Genomic DNA, 21428 nt, shown 5'->3' on the forward strand with positions numbered 1-21428 from the left:
AAATCCCTTTTCTTTCCAATAAATCTTTGCAGTAATGGCAGTAAATGATTTTCAAAAGAAAATGGTATTTCTCCCTATTGGTTCTTATCGTTTCCGCCAGTTCTTCGGGAAGTCTTTTCGCTCAAGTCGCAGGTTATGAATCTGCTTATCCGTCGGCATATTTACTCGGACTTTCGTCTACAGGTGTGGTCACAACAAATCCTATGGGAAGTATTTACGGAAACACCGCTTTTTTATCGAACCAACCCAAACATATTTTGGATGCGGGAGTAAACGGAAGTTATGCGAATCCGAAAACCTCTCCTTTGTATCTATCGGGAGCCATGTATTTTTCATATTCGGAATCCTTAGGTTTTGGTTTTCGAGGAAAACCTGTTTTTTTAAGGTCCTTTCCCACAGATGAACGTTTTTCGAACTACGCCTTCCAGGGATTTGTGAATTGGAAGTGGAATGAACATCTTTCCTTTGCCTTACATCTTGGTCCTGGTGTTTCAGGAAGAATTGGTGGGTATAGTTCTTATTCTTGGAATCTATCTGCTTCCACTGCTCTCCAATATGGAAATTTTCGACTGGGTATGATTTTAGAATCTCCCGGAACTTACCGCTTTGATAAATACCTGGGTTCAGAAAAATTAAAAGAGCGACTCCCCGAACGTATATTAGTTGGTCTTGGGTATAAAATTACTGAATCTATCGATTTACAATTGGAAGGGAATCGAACTTTTTTTGAAAGATCACATACTTCTCTTAATGGCGGGAACCAATCATTCGAATATCCTGTTCGCACAATGTATGCAGGTAACATTGGTTTAGCGATTGGTAAAATAGAATCATTCCAATTGATTACTGGTTTCGGGAGAGAGTTCCGTGCAGACTCGGCTTTAAAAGGTTTTTATACGGCATCGCTAGGAATTGCCGGTTCCATTTTTCCTAAAGAACTGGGGGAAGGGTATTTGTATGCATTCTCTTTGCAAAGATCTGGCTTAAGTGTCCCCGAACGTGACGGAGCCGAAACGAGAGCCGCTTTACAAATCCAAATCCAGTTCCAATGAAGAACACCATTTGTCTAAAAATTAAGCAAATTGGATGGTTTCCATAATTGCTTTTTGTCGAATTCGCTGAAGTTGGGAACAGATTGTAGAGAAATATAGGATATTCTGACTTCTTTAGGCGAGATGCACTGTCGGTACGATACTTGCATCTAAATCAGAAAGGTATCCTATATGGTTGATTTCAAAGTTTCCAAACGAATGCTCGTCAACTTCCGCGGACAAAACAAAGTCGTGGGAGGATTAACAGACAAAGATAAAATTGCGATCCTTCTCTACATTTCCAAAGAATTTGCCAATTTAGATAGAGAGGACCAACTCTTTTCCAAGGTCATCCTGATTTGTCAGGAAATTTTCGAGTCGGACAATACAACCCTCCGACTTTGGGATGGAGAGTATCTCGTCCCTGTGAAGTTTGTCAAAGAGACAGAACCTCCTCGTCGTAATTTGGTAATAGGCGAAGGATATTCTGGAGCCGTCTTCGAAACCAAAGAACCAGTCCTCGTCAATGACTTAACACGATCCGCTCATTTCTTTGATGAGGGAGAAAAAACAAAATCGGTAATGTGTGTTCCCATCATGCAAAAGGAAGAAATCCTTGGAACTCTCGCGGTAGAAAGTGAAAGAGAAAACTTTTACATCATCGATGACTTAGAAATTTTAGAAGCCTTAACTTCTCAGCTAGCACTTGCTCTTTATGGGGTAAGACTAATCGAAGGTCTAGTAACTGCAAGAGCAAGAGAGGCTGCGGTTCTAAATCAATTAGAGTGGGATTTGAAAATGGGACGAAATGTCCAAAGCCAAATTCTTCCCCAAGACCTAAGTGCATGGAATGGAATCTACTTTGCCAGCCATTATGAACCGATGGCAGAAGTCAGTGGAGACTTAGTCGATATTGTGAGACAAGGTCACTCTCTCACAGCCATTAACATTGATGTGTCGGGACATGGAATACCCGCAGCCCTTGTCACTATGGCAATTCACCACCAGTTTCGAAGGTCAGTGATGGCTGGACTTGGCCTCACGGAAATTATGGAAGAACTTGGTGAAAAACTGAGAGAACAACTTCCAGAATCAACTTATTTCACTGCTTTTATGGTTCGTATCTTTAGTGATTATACTTTCGGATATGTGAATGCAGGCCACCAACGAATGTTACACTATAAGGCTGCTGATGATACATTCATCCAGTATGATACAAAAGGGGTTCCTCTAGGAATCCTTCCAGTAAGAAAAATCGACTATGAAGAAAAACAAGGAAAGTTGGAGCCGGGGGATTTTTTACTTCTTATCTCTGATGGATTTAGTGAACAAAGAAACCATCTCAAAGATGAAGTCGGAGTGGATCGAATCCTCACTTGGTTACAGGATGAAAGAGAACGCCTTGTGATGGAAGGTCGCGGAAAAGTTGATCTTAAAAAATTATCCAATGCCTTTGTAGAAAGATTTAGAGCTTACCAAGGGGATGTTCCCAATGGAGATGATTTGAGTTTTCTTTTCCTCTATTGTGGAGATTCAATACCAGAAGCTTCGCATTACATACAAATGGCGAAACAATCTAATTCCAAAATGAAAATGGAAGAAGCTTACGCTCAAGCTCTTAAAGCTTTCAGTATCGATTCTTCTCTCAAAGAAATCCTTGTTTTCTTAGGTAAAATGTATTACCGAGATGGGAAATATAAAGAAGCCATTCGATATTTAGAAGAGTATTTACGAACTTCCGGCGACAATACAGCTGCTTCGCATTTTATGATGGGACGTGCTTATTACAAAGCAGGAATGATTTCGGAAGCAAAACGTGCGTTAAAGATGGCACTTTCCAGTGACCATAGTTTTGCGAAAGCAAGTATCTTACTTGCACAATGTTATTTGAAAGAAAATGCGAAACCAAAAGCAATCAAAGTGTTGCAACAAGGCGTAAAGAACACACCACAAAGTTTGGAATTAAAAACCTCACTTTTAAGGTTAGAATCACATTCGCAGAAAGTTAGTTAAGGAAAGTTTATGAAACGATTTGGAATTTTATTTAGTTTATCGGTCCTTCTTATAGGTTCGGCACTCGGTGCCGAAGAAGCGACTAACAACACAGAGAGTCTAGAAACATTGGCAAAAGAAATGGCAAGTATCAAAACTTCCCTTGCGGAAACAAAACTTGCTCTGGAAACTACAAAACAAGAAGCCAATTGGGTTTGGACTTGTATTGCGGCCTTTCTTGTATTTTTTATGCAAGCAGGATTTGCTTATGTAGAAGCAGGATTCACGAGAGCCAAAAATGCGGTGAATATCCTTATGAAAAACTTCTCCGACTTAACTGTGGGAGCCATTGCTTATTGGGTGGTTGGTTTCTCCATTATGTTTGGTCCGCAAGTCCTCACTGGATTTGGAGTGGGAGTTCCTTCTTTTGCAGAAAGCCTTATCAATACGGAAGATGGAAATATGGATCCTGCCAAATACACTTTCTTCATCTTCCAAATTGTTTTTGCTGCCACGGCGGCTACGATCGTTTCAGGAGCCATGGCGGAGAGAACAAAGTTTTCTGCGTATTTAATTTTTTCCATTGTGATCACTGCCTTTATTTATCCGATCTTTGGATCTTTTGCCTGGGGAAGTCTTCTTGGAATCTCCACTGGATTTTTAGAGTCTCTAGGACTTGGGGGTGGAGAGGGAGTTGGTTTCCATGACTTTGCCGGTTCTACAGTGGTTCATAGTGTAGGTGCTTGGGCAGGTCTTGCAGGTGCCATTGTGGTAGGCCCACGGATGGGAAAATTCCAAACCGATGGAAGAGTTTATCCAATTTTAGGCCATAACATGTCTATGGCAGCTCTAGGTGTATTTATCCTTTGGTTCGGATGGTTTGGATTTAACCCTGGTTCTACGACCTCGATTGAAGGAGGTGGTTTTGCGCGGATTGCTGTAGTCACTCATATGGCAGCATGTGCTGGAGCGATATCGGCAATGGTACTCACTTGGTTACTTTTTAAAAAACCGGAAATTGGTCTTACCTTAAATGGGGGACTGGCAGGACTTGTGGCCATTACAGCTCCTTGCGATGTGGTGAGTATTACTGGAGCAGTTTGTATTGGAGCCATTGCCGGAGTACTCGTCATTATCTCCGTTCTCTTTTTAGACAAAATCAAAATTGACGACCCGGTAGGTGCCGTTTCTGTTCACGGAGTTTGCGGGGCTTGGGGGACACTATCGGTTGGTCTCTTCAGTTTGGATACAGGGCTATTTTCAGGAGCTGGATTTGGACAATTTGCAGCACAGGCCATTGGTGTGGTTACAGCCTTTTTATGGGCTTTTCCCACTAGCTTTGCGGTCTTCTATATCATCAAAAAGACAATTGGACTTAGGGTATCGGAAGATGAAGAATTGTTAGGTTTGGATATTTTAGAACATGGAAACGAGGCTTATCCCGTTTCCAAATAGTCCTTGACCCTAGGCTTTCTTTATGGGAAGCCTAGGATGTGTTTCGTTTTCCTTTATTACTCGTCCTTTTTTTTGTTGGTTGTTTTGAATACGAGGAGACCATCCTCTTCCGAAAGTTAAGTTCTGGTACAGTGGAAATTGCTTACACAGTTCCATTAAAAAAAGATTCCAACGACTCACTGATTAAATTTTTACCGACTTCCAAAGAAGAAATCATTTCTTCTGTCAAAAAAAAATCAAACAACAACTTACAGGTAAGAGACTTTACCTTTCGTGAATTAGAAAAATCTGAAACTACAGATATGTATTTCAAACGGAAAGGAAAGGTATCTTACAAACTTGACTTTGAAGATCCTTTGCACTTGGAAGGAGTTTTGATTGGAACCTTTTCTATCAAATCCAAACCAAGGTTGTTAACTGTAAAACGCGACTTCCCTAATTTAACGGATAATGCCATTTTAGATACTAGTGCAGGAGAAAAGAAAATCATATCAGAAACTTCCAGGCTTCTACGGGAAGGACGGATTCAATTTAAGGTTTTATTTCCCAAAGATTCTGAATGTAGTTCCAACCGAGGTTTTATCGGCCTTGGAAATTTAACCTACCAAATTCCATTGCAGGAAACTTTAGAAAATCCAGATTCAAAAACTTGGGAATATAAAATTCGATTTTTCTAAACAAGTTTTAGTTCTTTGGCAGTTTTGATAAACAAATCAAATCCATCTAAATTTTTTTGTTCCGGAATATAGTGTAACTCTTGTTTGAGATAGCGGTCAGTGACTGCTATCGGAAGTCTTTTTTCATCTTTAATGATGGAATCTAATTCCTTCAGTCCATATTCCAAAGCGGTTAGAAAAATTCTGTCATCCCAGACTTTTCCCTTTGGAAAGGCCCAAAAGGCAAAACAGAAATAAAGACCCGTTGATTGGTTCCACCATTCAGCAAGGTCCACCACTTGGTATCCTGGAACTGGTGTTTGTAATAAGGCATGATCACCAAACAAAAGATGGGATCCTTTTCCCTCTTTCATCATTTGTGAAATTTCGGAAGCTTGCGTGGGAATCACATCTACTAAAGTCCCAAACTCACGAAAGAGTAAACATTGCAAAAGTGCCACACTGGACCTAGACCCTTTGTCTGTATAAACTGCTTTAGGTAGACCAGGCTCTGAGTCGTGACGAAAGAAAAGAACGGACCGGACAACGTCTCTTGCACAGACTCCAACAATTTTTGTAAAATCTAAACTCATCTTGTTTCTTTCGCATTCAATAGATGAGACAAGGGCGCAGTCCAATTCGCCTTGTTTTAGGAGTTCAATGAGGACGCTGGGATTTTCATATACGGGTAAATACCCGGAAGTTCTCTCAAAATAGAGGGTTAGGGGGCGGGCATTCAGGTGTTTTACGATGCCTATTTTCATTATCTAATTTCCCTTCTAAAAAACAACTTGTCAGAACTGGAAAAGAGTGTCGAATCACTTACGAGGGCAAATTGGACTTTCGAACATCTTTAAACACAATCGGTGATGCCGAATTTGAATTCATTAAAAATTTAGTGTATAAACAAGCTGGTATTTTTTTAGCACCACATAAAAAAATCATGGTCCAGTCAAGACTCAATGCTCGGCTACGTACTTTGGGAATCACTAGTTTCGAAAACTATGTAGCTAAATTAAAACTCGACCCTAAGTTTGCTACTGACGAAATGCAGGAACTTATCAACCGCATAACAACAAACAAAACGGATTTTTTTCGAGAGAACCACCACTTTGAATTTTTAAAAAACCAATACTTTCCTGCCTTAGAACAAGCTGCCGCCAGTGGCGGGTCAAAAAACCTTCGCATTTGGTGTTCCGCTTCCTCCACAGGAGAGGAACCTTACTCAATTGCCATTACAGTTTATGACTACTTCAATGCAAAACCAGGTTGGAATTGTAAAATTTATGCTTCAGACATTGATACCCAAGTCATTGCTACCGCAAAAAAAGGGATTTACCGGGATGATCGACTTGAGCCCGTATCTGAAGCTATCAAAACCAAACACTTTATTAAAACTATGGAAAAAGACCATGTTTTCTATGAAGCAAAGCCACATTTGAAAGCATTGATCGATTTTAGACAAATCAACCTTTTGCACTTTCCTTTTCCGATTACTGATAAATTGGATTTAATCTTTTGTCGGAATGTGGTGATTTACTTTGACAAACAAACACAAAAAACTCTATTCCAGAATTTTGAAGTCAGTTTAAAACCAAAAGGGTATCTGATTCTTGGTCACTCGGAAACCATGTTTGGAATTTCCGATAGTTTTAAGTTTTTAGGACATACCATCTACCAAAAGAAAGAATAATGATCTTAATCTTCTATAGCCCAAAGTTTTTTTAAGTCATCCCACATTTGGTAGGGTTCATAGATCACAATCCTTGTATTGGAAATTACATCTAAAAAACCTGCCTCGTTTGGAAATCTTGGCACAATATGTTCATGGATGTGGGGGATGGAACCTCCACTATTCTTTCCTAAATTGTAACCTAGATTAAAACCTTGCACCTTCCATTGTTTCTCTAGAATCCTCATAGTTTTTTGGGTGAGCCGATGGATATCCAGTGCTTCTTCTTCGGTAAGTTCTAAGTAGTGGATGATATGACGTTTGGGGAAGATAATGATATGGCCCGGGTTGTAGGGGAATAGATTGACAGAGACAATAGAAAGTTCCGTTTCCGCAATCGTCAAATTGGGTACGATTTCGTTTTTATCACGAACCCCACAAAGGATGCAGTCCACATTGGGTCTATCCCCTTTGGCATAACCCAATTTCCCTATGCTGAACAGGTTTTTTCTAAAAGAATGTTCTTCATAGGAACTCATTGGTACTTTCAATCTCCCTAAAGGATTAAAGGATTGCAAGGATTTTGACAAGTATACAGTAAGAAAGTAACAGTGTCAGAATCTCCTCATATTCCCGTACTTCCAAGAGAAGTCATCGATTTGCTCCAAAAAACGGAAAGTCCCGAACCTCTATGGTTTCTAGATGGGACAGCTGGGGAAGGTGGGCATTCCAAACTCATTTTACAAACCTTTCCCAATGCAAATCTAATTCTCATTGATCGTGATGCAGTCATGTTAGAGCGAGCCAAAAAAGAAATTCTTTCTGTGATTGGATCTCTTGACCGAGTTCATCCTTTCCAAATGAACTTTTCTGAAGTAGATAAAGAACTTTTAGATTCAGTGGATTGTCCAGGACTTGATGGTGCCCTTGTGGATTTGGGAGTGTCTTTATTCCATTTTCTCCATTCGGGAAGAGGGTTTACTTTTAAAAACGAAGAACCTTTGGACATGCGTCTCGAACCCCAAGTGGGCCAAAAAACGGCTGCGGACGTCGTCAATTATAGTTCAGTGTTGCATTTAAAAAAAGTGTTTTGGGAATACGGAGAAGAACGTTGGGCTTTAAAAGTGGCCAATAACATCGTACAGGTGAGGCATAAGAAAAAATTTGAAACCAATACCGATCTTGTGAAACTTGTGGAAGCATCCATACCTAGGAAGTTTTGGCCTAAAGAATCCCACCCTGCGACAAAAATTTTCCAAGCACTCCGGATTGAAGTCAACGAAGAGCTGTTACATGCTGAAAAAGGAATACGAGCACTCAGCAATTTGCTGAGAGTAGGTGGAGTTCTTGCCTGTATCTCCTTTCATTCCTTAGAAGACCGTATCGTGAAATGGACTTTTCGAGATCTTAAAACCACAGAACATTTCGATATCTTAACCAAAAAACCCATCCTTCCCACAGACACCGAAATTCGGGAAAACCGAGCTTCTCGTTCGGCAAAATTGAGGGGGATCCAAAAGATTGATCCGATATTAAAACCAAGATGGGAACGATGAAAGGAAAAATAAAAAACATACCAGAACTCGTTCTCGATTTTTTTTCTCCGCTGAAACCATTAGTGGTTCTCTTTCCCTTTCTTATATTTTTTTACTCTATAGTTTGGCAGGGTCTTACCAAAGCAAGACTCACACGCCAAATCCATGAAAGAACCTCAGCCAAAGAAGAACTCAAACGAAAAAATGATGAGTTAAAAATAGGAATCGTTGCTTATACTTCTGCAGAAAGGATAGAAACTCTCTACCGCAGAACGTACCAATTCCTTCCCATAAGTTTAGGAAATCGCACAGTGACCATAGAGCTCCCGCCCATCCCTGAAGAAGGGCTAACAGATAAAAAATGAAATTATCAGAAATCATCAAACGGATTCCCGAAGTAAAACTCATCAAAGGAGAAAGTAATCTCGAAGTAGATTACATTTGGGGAGATAGTCGTAAACTAAAACCAAACGATATCTTTGTTCTCCCGGAAGATACAAATGAAAAACAAGAATCATTTCTTAAAATGGCTTTGGAACTAGGTTCCAAGGTAGTTCTTGTTTCTAAACGTCATCTGAAATTAAAAGGTTTAGAAGCTTTTGATGGGATCTTAGAAACTGAAGAGGCAGCAGGAGAAGCTCACGGTAAGATTGCATGTTTTCTTGCGGGAAACCCAGCCAAAAAAATGAAACTTGTGGCAATCACAGGGACCAACGGGAAAACTTCCTTAACTTTTATTCTTTTCCACCTAGCACGAAGAGTTGGTAAAAATGCAGCACTGATTGGTACTGTCCAAATTCAAATTATGGATCGCATCTTAGAATCTGGTTATACCACTCCCGATGCCTCTTCTCTTAACCTTCTTCTCAAACAGATGTTAGAAGAAGGAATCGAATATGTATTTATGGAAATGAGTAGCCATGGTTTGAAACTGGGACGAGTGGCAGGCCTTGAACTCACTTGTGCAGGATTTACAAACCTCACACAAGACCATTTGGACTTTCATCCATCAATGGATGATTATTTTGAAAGTAAGTTTAAAATTTTCCAACTTTTAGAACAATCGTCGGTAAAGAATAAATTTGGCCTGGTTGCCGGTGACGTATCCTATGGGAATGTTATGGTCAAACGTATCACCGAAGCTAAACTAAAATCTCCCATTTATATTTTGGGAAAATCTGGGGAATTCAATTATACAAATACAAAACTTTCCCTTTTAGGAAGTGAATACCGTTTTCACAAAAAAGCAAAAAACCTTCCCTTTGTGGAAGTACGTAGCATCAAAACAAACTTACTTGGGAATTTCAATGTATTCAATACTTCTTTTGCCTTAGCCATTGCCTATGAGTTAGGATTTCCATGGGAAGAAGTGATTTCTTGTTTGGAAAAAATTCCTACAGTTCCCGGACGTTTTCATGTGGTTCCTTTTCCTGACAGATCAAGGATTGCAGTTGTAGATTATGCTCACACACCCGATGCCTTAGAAAATATCTTAAAGAGTTGTGTGGAAATTGCTCCCAAACAAATCATTTGCCTTTTCGGTTGTGGTGGGGACAGAGACCGCACCAAACGCCCGCAAATGGCTCGCATTGCCGAAACTTTTGCAGATTTTGTCATTCTCACTTCTGACAATCCAAGAACCGAATCCCCCGAAACTATTTTGGATGAAATTGAATCAGGATTTTCACGCGGATTCCAACGGTATGAAAAAATCACAGACCGAAAAGTTGCGATTCAAAGAGCGGTTGGACTTCTTGACCGAGATGGGATTTTGGTGGTTGCCGGAAAAGGCCACGAAACCTACCAAATTATAGGAAAAGAAAAAACTAATTTTGTAGATTTCGAGGAAATCGAGAATGCTTTTCAAATTTTAGGAATGGGTCGATAGGGGAAGAAGAATGTTTCAGTGGATATATGAATCGTTTGGAAACGATTATGGTTTCCTTAGAGTTTTTAGTTATGTGACTCTCCGTGCAATGATGGCGGGGCTTACTTCTATGTTTATTACCTTTCTTTTTGGGAAAGCGTTGATTTCCTTTCTTCTTTCCTTGAAGTTTCGAGAGTCTGTCCGTAACGATGGGCCACAGTCGCACGCTGCAAAATCAGGAACTCCTACAATGGGAGGACTAATAATGATTCTATCACTTACCGTCTCCACTCTGTTATGGGGAAACCTTTCCAACTTAAATGTTTTGTTACTACTTGTATCAGCCATTCTTTTTGCAGGCCTTGGATTTACAGACGACTATATGAAGTCTGTGAAAAAAATCAAAGGAGGAATGAGAGCAAGAACCAAATTCCTTGTGACCATATTCTTTGCAGTATCGATTACTACCCTTTACTTTTACTTTACGGGAAAATCAAACGTAGTGGTAACCAAAGGGATTGTATTTACAATCACAGATTTGTTTTTGCCTTTTGTGAAAGGTCCAGTTTGGAATTTAGGATACCTCGCTGTTCCCTTCGCCATCATCGTGTTAATTGGTAGTTCTCATGCTGTCAATTTGACCGATGGTTTAGATGGCCTAGCTTCGGGAACCGTAGTGATTGCGACAGCAACTTTCGCCTTAATTTCTTATGTATCAGGAACTCCTTCTGCAGCAAACTACCTACACATTCCCTACCTGCCTGGATCTCATGAATATGCGGTTTTTCTTGCAGGACTATCGGGGGCCTTACTCGGATTTTTATGGTTCAATTGCCATCCAGCACAAGTATTTATGGGAGATACAGGTTCCTTATTTCTCGGATCCACATTGGGGCTTGTGGCCATTATGTTAAAAAAAGAAATCCTTCTTGTGATCCTTGGAGGAATTTTTGTAGCAGAAGCTGTTAGCGTCATTTTACAGGTTGGTTCCTTCAAACTTACTGGAAAAAGAATTTTTAAAATGGCACCACTGCACCACCATTTTGAATTGTCCGGTTGGTCAGAAGAGAAAGTTGTGATTCGTTTTTGGATCATAGGAATCATTCTTGCCATCATTACTTTGTCTACCCTAAAGATCCAATAGCGAATCGGAAAAGTTTTACACCAGTTATGGAAATCTACAGGTCAATAAAAAACCTCTTTCGATTTGGATACTCGAGGTTTGACGGGCCTGTACTGTATGGAATTTTCTTTTTATTTGGAATGGGTATTGTTATTATGTACAGTGCCTCCGTCATTCCCGCCGAACGAGAGTTTTCTGATCCCAATTATTATTTAAACAAACAATTAGTGTGGGGAACGCTAGGCATTCTTAGTTTTTTAATTTTTAGCCAAATTCCTTATCAATTTTTAGTACGTTGGTCTTTTCTATTTTCTGTTTTTAGTTTGTTATTACTCATTTCAGTTTTTATTCCAGGCCTTGGTAAATCGGTAGGGACAAGTTATGGACGGAGTTTCAATCGTTGGATCCAAATTGGGGGAGTCCAAATCCAACCTTCTGAATTTTCCAAAATCAGTATTTTACTTTTTTCCTCTTATTTCTTTTACAATTTTGATTTCAAAAAAGTAAAATGGGATCGAAAGAAGATTGTTTCGGTTTTACTCATTTTTGCTACTTTGGTTCTGATTGTAATTGAACCCGCCTTTGGAACTACGATTGAACTTCTCCTTGTTTTATTTTTCTTTGTTTTACTGGCTGGGTTTCCTATGAAACGGCTGTTGATTCTAGGAGCATCCATTCTTCCTCTTCTCGTGGTTCTTGTGACCCAAGTGGGATACAGAAAAAAACGTTTAGAGATTTGGCTCGATCCTTATAAATTTCGATTTGATGAGGGTCATCAATTGGTGACAAGTTTTCGCGCTTTCTTTGATGGAGGAAGTTTTGGTCGTCCCGTAGGTTCTGGTTATGCGCACAGGTATTTGGCATATAGCCACACTGACTTTGTGATGGCCTCCTTTGTAGAGGATTTTGGTTTTTTCGGATTTTTGTTATTTTTATCAGTGGTGATTTTTCTTTTTGTAAGAATTTATTTTTTACTGCAGCGTACCAAAGACAAATTGGGATTTTTTTTGGGTTCGGGGATTCTTTTTCTCTTTGGATTCCAAACAATTTTGAATCTTTTTGTTGTCACTGGGATTGTACCAGTCACTGGAATTTCCTTACCTTTTTTAAGTTATGGAGGATCTTCCCTCATTACAATTTTTATCCTATTCGGAATTCTTGCCAACATCACCAGTAAAGAGAATTTGGTATTATGAATGGATCCGTATTGATTGCAGCCGGAGGAACCGGTGGACATATATCTCCCGGTGTGGCACTTGCCGAAGTTTTGGCTGAAAAGATTACCACATTTGGATTTGATGCGGTTTATCTGCATTCTCTTGTGCGTAACAAAGACAATCCAGATCTTTTAAATCCACCTTGTACCGTTCTCTGGCATAATGTGCCTCAGTTAGGTGGATTCAGAACCATCTTATATCCATTTTTATTTTTATACCCCTTCCTTAAGACAATCTTACTGTTTCATAAACTAAAAGTAAGGGCTGTGGTCGGAATGGGTGGGTATTCTAGTTTACCCCGCCATTCTTTACGCGATACTTTTTCGAAAAAAATTATATCTTTGTGAACAAAACTGTGTTCCAGGAAAAATTACACGTATCTTTGCTCGGTTTTCCGAAAAACTCGCATTCAGTTTTCCCTTAGCCGAAGGATATTCTATTTCTGGAAAAACGATAGGTAATCCCATTCGTAAGCGGGTGATCCCAGAACAATTAAACATCAGACAAAACGAAAACTTACATGAAGGAAGAAAGAATACGGTCAATGTCCTCGTTCTTGGCGGATCCCAAGGGGCAAGACAACTCAACCAAATGATTTTAAAAGCAATGGAGAATCCGGAGATTGCAAACAAATATAAATTTCGTTTGTTAACGGGTACTTCTTTGTATGAAGAAACCAAACGTAAATCCGTGGGAGATGCAGAAATCATTTCTTATGCAAACGATATGAAACCCAATTATGAATGGGCAAACATTGTGGTTGCAAGGTCTGGTGCCGGAGTTCTTGCGGAATGTTTGGTTTTTGGTCTTCCGATGATTCTGATTCCTTACCCTTATGCTGCCGACAACCACCAAAAAGAAAATGCAAACTATATTGAATCACAAGGTGCAGCAGTTACCATTCATTCTACTTCGGAAGATCCGACAAGGCTTGTGCAGATTTTACTCGGATGGAAGGATCATTCAGAAATTCTCCGAGAAATGGGACATACCTCTCTCGCACTTTCTAATGTTAATGCGGCCTACCAAACAGTTTCCTATTTTTTTCACTAAACAAAATTGAAGTTTTAACAATGAAAGGTCCTATATTATTTTTGGGAATTGGGGGGAGTGGGATGTCAAGCCTTGCCCATATGGCACTCGACTTAAAACTTCCCGTCCTCGGTTATGACAAAAAAAAATCAGAAACAACTGAATACTTAGAAAAACGCGGAGCCATTATCAAAAATGATATCACAAAGATTCCATTAGAGGGAATTGAGATGGTAGTTTTTAGTTCAGCCATCAATGATAAACACAAACAAGTGTTTGATGAAATAAAAAACAAAAAGATTCCCTTAAAACATAGATCTGAATTTATGCATCTTTTGGTTTCCAACCAAAAATCCATTTCCGTTGCTGGTAGTCATGGTAAAACTTCAACAACAACTATGGTTTCTCAAATTCTTACAGAATTGGGAATGGATCCAACCATTATGATTGGTGGTGATACTAGTCTTTTGGAAAAACGAGGTGGGAAAATAGGAACAGGAAAGTATGCTGTTTACGAATCAGACGAATCAGACGGAACCTTTCTTGGTCACAAAGCCTCCATCCGTCTTTTGACCAATATTGATAATGACCACTTGGATTATTACAAAACCAGAGAACGTTTAGAAGCTGCCTTTTTTGAATATATCGCTTTTGGTACGGCAGGGGATTCTGTATTGTATGCCAATGATCCAGGGATACGGGATGTCCTTCTTCATAAAACTAAGAACCTACAAGTTTCGCAAGACTTTCGACTTTATCTTTGTATCGAAAAACAAGAGATAAAGTCGGATTGGTTTCTTTCGTTAGAAACAATACTTAGGAACCAACTCATTCCGGTAATTTATGAAATTAAAGAAGATATTCTGGAATTTGATTTTCCTGGATTCGTAACGCTTTCATTACAACTTCCTTATCCTGGGGTTCATTATCTTACGAATGGCCTGGTTGCTCTAGTCGGAGCCTTTGTGGCAGGTGTTTCCCCAGAGTTATCTGTTGAAATCCTATCACGTTATATTGGAGTCAAACGGAGGCAAGAAATCCTAGGAAATTGGAATGAAGTGACGGTAATGGATGATTACGGTCACCACCCCACAGAAATTGCGATGGTCATTCGGTCCTTAAAAAATAAACTCAAATCAGATGGAAAACTTGTGGTTCTATTCCAACCGCATCGTTACACCCGCACACAGCTGTTAGTCAAGGAATTAGCTGAATCTCTATCCCTTGCGGAAACTCTCATGATTCTTCCCATTTATTCTGCAGGTGAATCACCCATTCCTGGAATTACTCATAAATCATTTTTACCATTCCTGACTACGAAAAATGCAGAATTTTTAATAGGAGAAATGGATTTGGATTTAATTTCAATTAAATCCAAATTGAAACCAAGGGACATGTTACTTTGTTTAGGTGCAGGGAATGTGAGAGATTGGGGTCTTCAGTTATTGGAAGACAAATCGCAGTTATAAATCATGAAAGAGGGGATTTACCTCATCTAAATTTCCTTTAAAGTTCATATGGCCCATCTTTCTTCCTTTTTTTGCTTCTGCTTTTCCATAAAGATGCAATTGGTATCTGTCATCTTTCAACAGAGAACGAGCTCTCAGCAAACTTTCCTGATATTCATTCCCTAAAATATTTTTCATCAGTGTCGGCTTTGGCCTAACATCCGTTGGGGGAAGATTTCCAGTAATCGAAGCTACATGCAAATGAAACTGCGAAAAACTTTGGCAATCTTGAGTGAAATGTCCAGTGTTATGAGGTCTTGGAGCAAATTCATTTAAGTAGAGATGATTTTCTTTTAAAAAGAATTCCACACCCAAGGTTCCCACATAATCCAAGGATTCTGCAAGTTTAGAAGCCATCTCAATGGCCTCCAGATTTAGGCCTGCTGGAATTCGGGCAGGATAAATAGAAAGATCTAAAATATGATTTTTGTGTTCATTTTCAACTGCCCCATAACAGACGATATCCCCACTTTGAAAACGAGTGAGGATGATACTGATTTCCTTTTGAAACGGAATTACTTCTTCTATTAAATATTCTTCATCACCTACAGGAAATGCTTTCTCTAAAAAATCTTCATATTGACTTTTTTCCTGAACTTTAACCTGTCCTTTACCATCATAACCAAACCGTAAAGTTTTGATGATCCAAGGGTAGGGAATGGCAATTTCAAATTTAGTTGTTTCTTTTGTTAGGTGGAAAAACTCTGCTGTACGAAAACCTAACTTACGAAAGTGAGTTTTTTCTAAATACCGGTCTTGGGCAATGACAAGGGCCTTGGGAGGTGGAAATATTTTAATTTGTTTCGTTTGCGATTCTAAAAACTCTAAAGTGGATTTGGGAATATTTTCAAATTCGAAACTCAATACATCTAATTTTGAAAGAAATGTATTTAGATTAGTTAAATCTTCGTAGGCACCTATTGTTGCTTTTGCACCAGCCTTTTCAGAAGGAGAGTCGATGTCTGGGGAGTAACAGTAAGACTCATAACCCAAGGGAAGGGCCTCTAAACACATCATCTGACCCAGTTGACCCGAGCCCAAAACACCAATTTTAAAATTCCGATTTTCTTTAGAGGAGTTGGTCATTTTTAGAAAGTGCTAACTTGCGGTTATTATCTGCATAAGATTCTAATTTTTTATGAAGATCAAAATCAAGTAAAGAAAGAATCCGAACAGCAAGTAATCCTGCGTTGGCGGCACCACTGGTTCCAATGGCCAAAGTAGCAACAGGTACTCCTTTTGGCATCTGGACAATCGATAATAAACTATCCATTCCATTGAGTGCTTTAGATTGCACCGGAACACCTAAGACTGGTAAAGTGGTAAGTGATGCAGTCATACCAGGCAAATGAGCAGCTCCACCAGCACCAGCAATGATCACAGCAAATCCATTTTGTTTTGCCTGTTTTGCAAACTCAACCATCCGTTCTGGAGAACGATGTGCTGATACAATTTCCTTTTCAAAAGGAATTCCAAACTCTGTCAAAATTTCGCAGGCTTCCTTCATAGTTTCCCAATCGGAATGGGAACCCATAATGACAGCTACTTTTGGTTGATTTGTGGGCATACGTGTAATCTAGGAAAGGTCAAATCTTCATCAACCCTTAAATGTTTCTAAGGCGATTACAATTCTTTCCATTTTCATAGACCGAGATCCCTTAACGAGTAAAACTGAATTTTTGGGTACCGTTGTTTTTACAAATTGGATTAGGTCTTCCACTTCTGTAAAACATTTGGCCCCAGGAACTTTTTTTACCATTGGCTTCGTTTCTTCGCCAAATCCAAGTAAGATACCTTTCCCAATTCGTTGGATTTCTTTTCCGACCTCTTCATGGTAGTATTTAGAAAATTTGCCGAGTTCTTTCATCGATCCTAAAATCCAAACAATATTTCGATTCCCGGCAAACTGTTCGGCAGCACCTATACTAGACAACATGGATTCAGGATTGGCATTATAACAATCATCGATGATGGTAAAATAACCTTTGTTGATATTCAATCGTTTGTCAGGACTTTTGTAATTTTGAATTGTATTTACCATTTGATCTGGATCGATTTGGAAATAAGATCCAACAGCCAACATTCCCCTAACATTACTGAGAAGTTTTGTGCCAGGAAGTCTCCACTGGATTTCTTTTCCTTTCCACTCCAACAGAAATCCAGTGCTTTCTATTTTTTTTACTTTTAAATTTGGTTTTTCTTTGTGGTTCCAAACGATAAGTTTGATCTTTTGTTTTTTAGTTCTCAGTTTTGCCCGATATAAAAAATCAAGATCGTCAGGGACAAAGAGAACTGAGCTTTCTGCCATTCCGGAAATGATATCTATTTTTTCCTCAGCAATGGCCTCTCTTGATTTTAGATTTTCAATATGGGCGGAACCAATATTTGTGATAAGGGCATGGGTGGGCTTTGTTATCCGGGAGAGTCTAGCGATTTCTCCTCTGTGATTCATTCCCAATTCACAAATGACCACACGTGTTTCTTCCGTGATTCGAAATAAAGTAAAGGGAAGACCAATTTCATTGTTATAATTTTTTTCCGTTACAACTAGGGACTTTTGCTTAAGAAAACCAAATAAACCACCTAATAAATCTTTGGTGGTGGTTTTTCCAGAGGATCCGGTTACGGCAAGGATCATTGGTTTAAATCTCATTCTGTGATAAGAGGCAATAACTCCCAGGGCTAACAAACAATCGGAAACTACTATGGCTTTTGATTGATCCGCATTCGATAGGGTTTTCAAGATCGGGTGGTTTTTTTCACAAAGAAAGGCAGTGGCCCCTTTGGATAAGGCATCAGGGATAAACTCATGACCATCTCTTGTTCCTCGCAAAGGAACAAACAAAGAGCGAGCTTTGGTTTCGGAAGAAGAGGTTGTGATCCATCGAAAAGTAGGGTTGTCTGTTCGTTTCCAATCTTGGTCTTTGGAAAACAAACTTAGAATAGTTGACAGGGAATATTCAAATGGTGCGATCATAGCTTCTATGCCAGTTTCTTTCAGAAAGAAAGATTTGGAAGAAAAAGATAAATGAAACGATCCAAAATCAAGACCATTCTGATTGGCCTAGGACGGATTGGATCCCAATTGGAAACGGATCCATTGCGAAAAAAACCTTGCACGCATATGGGGGTGGTTTCCTCCGAATGGGGAAAAGAGCGGTTTGAGTTTGTTTTAGGGTTGGATTCAAATGTTGAAAAATGTGAATCCTTTCAATTGTATTGGAATGCAAAGGCAGAAAACGTAAATGCCAATCCTTCCCAAGTTGCCTTACCCAAATCCCTCCAATTAGCAATCATTTCTACACCTAGTGCTTCCCATGAAGACTGGGCCATACACTGCATCCGCCAAGGGATTCCCAACCTTCTCATCGAAAAGCCAGTAGCCCTCACAGAGACAGGCGCCAAACGAATTCAAAAACTTGCGAAGAAAAACAATACCCGAATTTGGATTAACCACGAAAGAAGATACCACCCAAGTTACCAATTTGTAAAAGACCAACTAACAAAGGGAAAATTTGGAATTTTAAAATCCATTCGGGCTTCGGTTTTTACCTCTGCCAAAAATCCTGGCCTTGCTTTTTCAAAACTCGGAGGAGGTCCTTTACTCCATGACGGCACTCATGCAGTGGATCTTATCCATTGGCTACTTGGAAAACCCCAGTTAATGGGTTCTAAATTAGAAAGACCTAAAAAAAATTCCATAGAATCAAGAGCCGTAGCCTGGTTTCAAACAAAAGCGGGTGTGGATGTTTTTATCGATGTATCAGGCGAAAGAGAATATTTTCAATTTGAACTCGACATCCATACTGACTCACACAGAATCATTTGTTCCAATGATGGGTTTCAGTTTTTCCAGTCCGAAACATCCAAGTTGTATAAAGGATTTCGGAGTTTAGTTCCCTTTCTTCCTCCCCAGTTTCCTAAACCAGAATCTGCCAACGCATTTCTTGGAATTTACAATGAAATTTACGAAGTGATTCGGGGAAAAAAACAAACGATGGAAGGGACTCTCTCTGACAATATTGAAATTCTAAATATGATAGAATCAATTTATAGGCGAAAATAATGAATTCAAAACAAAACAGGTCTGCTTCTATATATATTTTTGTAATCAAAACATGGGTGGAATATCTTGTCTTAACAAAAATCAGACGAAAATTAAGAAGTAAGTCCAAATATGAATCACTTCGGATTCGGTTTTTGAAACGAAAAGGGAAAGAAACAAAAATCCTTTTCTTTCAGTTAGGTGGAGTTTATATCAAAATTGGCCAATTTGTCAGTAATTTATTCCATGTTTTACCTGAAGAATTTTTATGGGAACTCCAAGACTTACAAGATAAAATCCCACCAAGAAAATTTGAAGATATAGACAAACGTTGGATCAGTGATTACGGAAAATCAATGAACGAAATTTTCACTGACCTGGACAAAACATCCTATGCCAGTGCCTCGACCGCCCAAGTTCATATCGGTTACTACAATGATAAAAAAGTAGCGATAAAAACTTTGTACCCTGGAATCGAAGAAGATGCCATCCGGGATTTAAAAACCATTGCAAGAGTTCTCTGGATCATTGATAGATTTGTATTTAAAATTTCTGCTAAAGAAGTAACTGAACAATTACAATCCATGATTCGAGCAGAACTTGACCTTCGTAGCGAATTAAAAAACTTAAAATACACCAAACAACTATTTGCTCTAGAAAAAGATTTTTATTTTCCAAATCCTATCGATGAACTTTGTAACAAACATACTTTAGTGACCGAGTTTGTGGAAGGAAAGAAAATTTATGAATTGGGAGTTTTAGAATCTCACACAAAAAAAAATCCCAATTTAGAAAAATTGGTTAGGGCTTATATCCTAATGATTTTTGAATACAGATTCTTTCATGCCGATCCTCATCCTGGAAATTTGATTTTTATGGAAACAGGGGAACTATGTTTTATCGATTTTGGTGCCGTTCAATCCATCTCAGAAGAAGAAACCCGCATTTTAGAAAGAATTCTCATTGGTGCTATGCGAAAAGACTACCACCTAATCACAGAGTCCTTATTTGAACTCGGAGCTGTGACAGAGTCATTATCGAAAGAAGAACTCATTCAAATTGTAAAGTATTCCCTGGAAAAACTGAATCGAATTTTGGATTCGACTGACCACTTTCGCAATATTGGATTTGATACACTTCGTCCCGCAGAAGACCTTCGGTTTCTAAAGGAAATCCAGGTAAGTCTGAAACGCCTCCTTTCTAGCCTAAAACTTCCACCAAATTTTCTTAGTCTTCACCGCGTACTTGCCCTGTTACTCGGAAACTCATCTTATTTAGACCCAACACGCTCTATGATCGATTATGCTGAAAAACCGTTTTCACAAATTGTTTTGAAAGGAAGTTCCTTAAAAAAACTTTGGAAGGATGAAGGGGAAGAATTCATTACAAGCCTGTTTTCATTACCGAAAGAACTAAATGAATTTTTATACAAATGGAACCGAGGAGAGTTCCAAACCCCTGATTCCACAAGAAAAGAGGAGTTACGACTAAAAGAGATTTTTACCTTTGGGGCACTTGGTTCGATATTTTTCTTTTTCGGAATGTATTATTCGGAAAAATTATGGAAAGAACCAAGCATATTATTTTATATACTATCAGGACTTTGTTTTTGGTCTTTAGCCAAGTCAAGTCTCAGTTATTGGAAACAAAAATAAACGGACCATTTTTAATTTATGAATCTACCTAAAACCCCATTTTTTTCGGTCTTTAAACCAGGTTATCTTGCTTTTGTTGCATTGGGACTATTCTTAGATTTAACATCTAAATATATCATCATTACTAAAATGTTGGCTCACGAAAGTATTCCCGTGTTAGGTGATTTTTTCCGATTGTCATTAACTTTCAATACAGGGTTTGTGTTTGGACTTTTTCAAGACAATGCCTTACCGTCACTATTTGCCACTGGATTTGCAATTGTATTTCTTATCTTCTACCGCTGGCAAAATGCTGATTTAGGAAATGCTTGGGGCTGGAATTTTGTTATGGCAGGAGCTTTTGGTAACTTTTTAGATAAGTTTTTTGTAAAAATTCCTGGTGTTGGTTTTCGATTTGGGTTCACTCCCGAAAAACCAGGAATCGAATACATCGGTGTGGTGGATTTTTTAGACTTTGAATGGCCTGATTTTTTACTTTTTGATCGATGGCCTGCATTCAACGTTGCAGATTCTTGTGTGTCAATTGGAATCGTAATTCTCCTTCTCACTATGGATTGGAAAGAATTAGATAAAAAATAGAAAACTTAAATATTATTATTTTTACTTAGAAAAAATACAATCGGAATCATTCTAAAGGAAA

General features: G+C 38.9%; 19 protein-coding genes and 1 pseudogene. 15 read left to right on the forward strand and 5 right to left on the reverse strand.

The annotated features are described in order from the left end of the window. Positions 1-44: 44 nt before the first annotated feature. From LEP1GSC203_RS10410 to LEP1GSC203_RS10425, 4 genes are all read left to right on the forward strand, one after another. On the forward strand, positions 45-1052 hold the full coding sequence (locus tag LEP1GSC203_RS10410; RefSeq protein ID WP_002974279.1) for a hypothetical protein: 1008 nt from the start codon (positions 45-47) through the stop codon (positions 1050-1052). Between the two features lie 171 nt (positions 1053-1223). After that, positions 1224-3044 carry a GAF domain-containing SpoIIE family protein phosphatase gene (locus LEP1GSC203_RS10415; protein WP_002973817.1) on the forward strand — a complete coding sequence of 607 codons (1821 nt, stop codon included), beginning with the start codon at positions 1224-1226 and terminating at the stop codon, positions 3042-3044. A gap of 9 nt (positions 3045-3053) precedes the next feature. After that, positions 3054-4478, forward strand: a complete 1425-nt coding sequence (locus LEP1GSC203_RS10420) for an ammonium transporter (RefSeq protein WP_002973949.1) — start codon at positions 3054-3056, stop codon at positions 4476-4478. A 38-nt stretch (positions 4479-4516) separates the two neighbouring features. Next, positions 4517-5155, forward strand: a complete 639-nt coding sequence (locus LEP1GSC203_RS10425; protein WP_002974105.1) for an LIC11874 family lipoprotein — start codon at positions 4517-4519, stop codon at positions 5153-5155. Here the strand turns inward: LEP1GSC203_RS10425 and LEP1GSC203_RS10430 are convergent. After that, positions 5152-5898, reverse strand: coding sequence for a menaquinone biosynthetic enzyme MqnA/MqnD family protein (locus tag LEP1GSC203_RS10430; protein WP_002974162.1), 747 nt, complete (start codon positions 5896-5898; stop codon positions 5152-5154). The genes LEP1GSC203_RS10425 and LEP1GSC203_RS10430 overlap by 4 nt on opposite strands. A 71-nt stretch (positions 5899-5969) precedes the next feature. On the opposite strand from LEP1GSC203_RS10430, the gene LEP1GSC203_RS10435 reads away from it, so the two are divergent. After that, positions 5970-6827, forward strand: coding sequence for a CheR family methyltransferase (locus LEP1GSC203_RS10435; protein ID WP_002974258.1), 858 nt, complete (start codon positions 5970-5972; stop codon positions 6825-6827). 5 nt (positions 6828-6832) lie between these two features. Here LEP1GSC203_RS10435 and LEP1GSC203_RS10440 read toward each other — a convergent pair whose 3' ends face one another. Then, positions 6833-7345 carry an HIT family protein gene (locus tag LEP1GSC203_RS10440; protein ID WP_002974358.1) on the reverse strand — a complete coding sequence of 171 codons (513 nt, stop codon included), beginning with the start codon at positions 7343-7345 and terminating at the stop codon, positions 6833-6835. Positions 7346-7417: 72 nt separating this feature from the next. On the opposite strand from LEP1GSC203_RS10440, the gene rsmH reads away from it, so the two are divergent. From rsmH to murC, 7 genes and pseudogenes are all read left to right on the forward strand, one after another. Beyond that, positions 7418-8362 (forward strand): 16S rRNA (cytosine(1402)-N(4))-methyltransferase RsmH, encoded by a 945-nt coding sequence (gene rsmH / locus LEP1GSC203_RS10445; protein WP_002974372.1) that lies wholly within the window; start codon positions 7418-7420, stop codon positions 8360-8362. Continuing rightward, positions 8350-8706, forward strand: coding sequence for a hypothetical protein (locus tag LEP1GSC203_RS10450; protein ID WP_039937734.1), 357 nt, complete (start codon positions 8350-8352; stop codon positions 8704-8706). The genes rsmH and LEP1GSC203_RS10450 overlap by 13 nt, the downstream gene beginning before the upstream one ends. Continuing rightward, positions 8703-10229: a UDP-N-acetylmuramoyl-L-alanyl-D-glutamate--2,6-diaminopimelate ligase gene (locus LEP1GSC203_RS10455; protein WP_002974018.1), complete on the forward strand. Its 1527-nt coding sequence runs from the start codon at positions 8703-8705 to the stop codon at positions 10227-10229. Before LEP1GSC203_RS10450 ends, LEP1GSC203_RS10455 begins: the two co-directional genes overlap by 4 nt. Before the next feature lie 10 nt (positions 10230-10239). Beyond that, complete coding sequence (mraY, locus tag LEP1GSC203_RS10460) at positions 10240-11352, forward strand: phospho-N-acetylmuramoyl-pentapeptide-transferase (RefSeq protein WP_002973619.1); 1113 nt, start codon at positions 10240-10242, stop codon at positions 11350-11352. 26 nt (positions 11353-11378) lie between these two features. Then, complete coding sequence (locus tag LEP1GSC203_RS10465) at positions 11379-12527, forward strand: FtsW/RodA/SpoVE family cell cycle protein (RefSeq protein WP_039937736.1); 1149 nt, start codon at positions 11379-11381, stop codon at positions 12525-12527. Next, positions 12524-13601: pseudogene (locus LEP1GSC203_RS10470) on the forward strand (UDP-N-acetylglucosamine--N-acetylmuramyl-(pentapeptide) pyrophosphoryl-undecaprenol N-acetylglucosamine transferase). Before LEP1GSC203_RS10465 ends, LEP1GSC203_RS10470 begins: the two are co-directional and overlap by 4 nt. A 20-nt stretch (positions 13602-13621) precedes the next feature. Continuing rightward, positions 13622-15049 (forward strand): UDP-N-acetylmuramate--L-alanine ligase, encoded by a 1428-nt coding sequence (gene murC, locus LEP1GSC203_RS10475; RefSeq protein WP_002974414.1) that lies wholly within the window; start codon positions 13622-13624, stop codon positions 15047-15049. Here the strand turns inward: murC and LEP1GSC203_RS10480 are convergent. From LEP1GSC203_RS10480 to LEP1GSC203_RS10490, 3 genes are read right to left on the reverse strand one after another with little or no spacing between them, the layout of a single operon-like run. Beyond that, positions 15044-16174 carry a 5-(carboxyamino)imidazole ribonucleotide synthase gene (locus tag LEP1GSC203_RS10480; RefSeq protein ID WP_039937738.1) on the reverse strand — a complete coding sequence of 377 codons (1131 nt, stop codon included), beginning with the start codon at positions 16172-16174 and terminating at the stop codon, positions 15044-15046. The genes murC and LEP1GSC203_RS10480 overlap by 6 nt on opposite strands. Further along, entirely contained in the window at positions 16158-16655 is a 498-nt protein-coding gene (purE, locus tag LEP1GSC203_RS10485) for a 5-(carboxyamino)imidazole ribonucleotide mutase (protein WP_002974259.1), read from the reverse strand. Before purE ends, LEP1GSC203_RS10480 begins: the two co-directional genes overlap by 17 nt. A gap of 30 nt (positions 16656-16685) precedes the next feature. Next, a complete protein-coding gene (locus tag LEP1GSC203_RS10490; RefSeq protein WP_002974001.1) occupies positions 16686-18065 on the reverse strand; it encodes a UDP-N-acetylmuramoyl-tripeptide--D-alanyl-D-alanine ligase in 1380 nt (459 codons plus the stop codon). Between the two features lie 51 nt (positions 18066-18116). Between LEP1GSC203_RS10490 and LEP1GSC203_RS10495 the strand changes: the two genes are divergently transcribed. Genes LEP1GSC203_RS10495 through LEP1GSC203_RS10505 form a run of 3 tightly spaced genes read left to right on the forward strand, consistent with a single transcriptional unit; the run spans position 18117 to position 21367 of the window. Continuing rightward, positions 18117-19154 (forward strand): Gfo/Idh/MocA family protein, encoded by a 1038-nt coding sequence (locus LEP1GSC203_RS10495; RefSeq protein WP_002974473.1) that lies wholly within the window; start codon positions 18117-18119, stop codon positions 19152-19154. Next, a complete protein-coding gene (locus tag LEP1GSC203_RS10500; RefSeq protein ID WP_002973804.1) occupies positions 19154-20788 on the forward strand; it encodes an ABC1 kinase family protein in 1635 nt (544 codons plus the stop codon). Before LEP1GSC203_RS10495 ends, LEP1GSC203_RS10500 begins: the two co-directional genes overlap by 1 nt. Before the next feature lie 18 nt (positions 20789-20806). Continuing rightward, on the forward strand, positions 20807-21367 hold the full coding sequence (locus LEP1GSC203_RS10505; RefSeq protein ID WP_002973946.1) for a lipoprotein signal peptidase: 561 nt from the start codon (positions 20807-20809) through the stop codon (positions 21365-21367). Positions 21368-21428: the final 61 nt, after the last annotated feature.

The sequence above is a fragment of the Leptospira terpstrae serovar Hualin str. LT 11-33 = ATCC 700639 genome, assembly GCF_000332495.1.
In the GTDB taxonomy this organism is placed as follows: Bacteria; Spirochaetota; Leptospiria; order Leptospirales; family Leptospiraceae; genus Leptospira_A; species Leptospira_A terpstrae.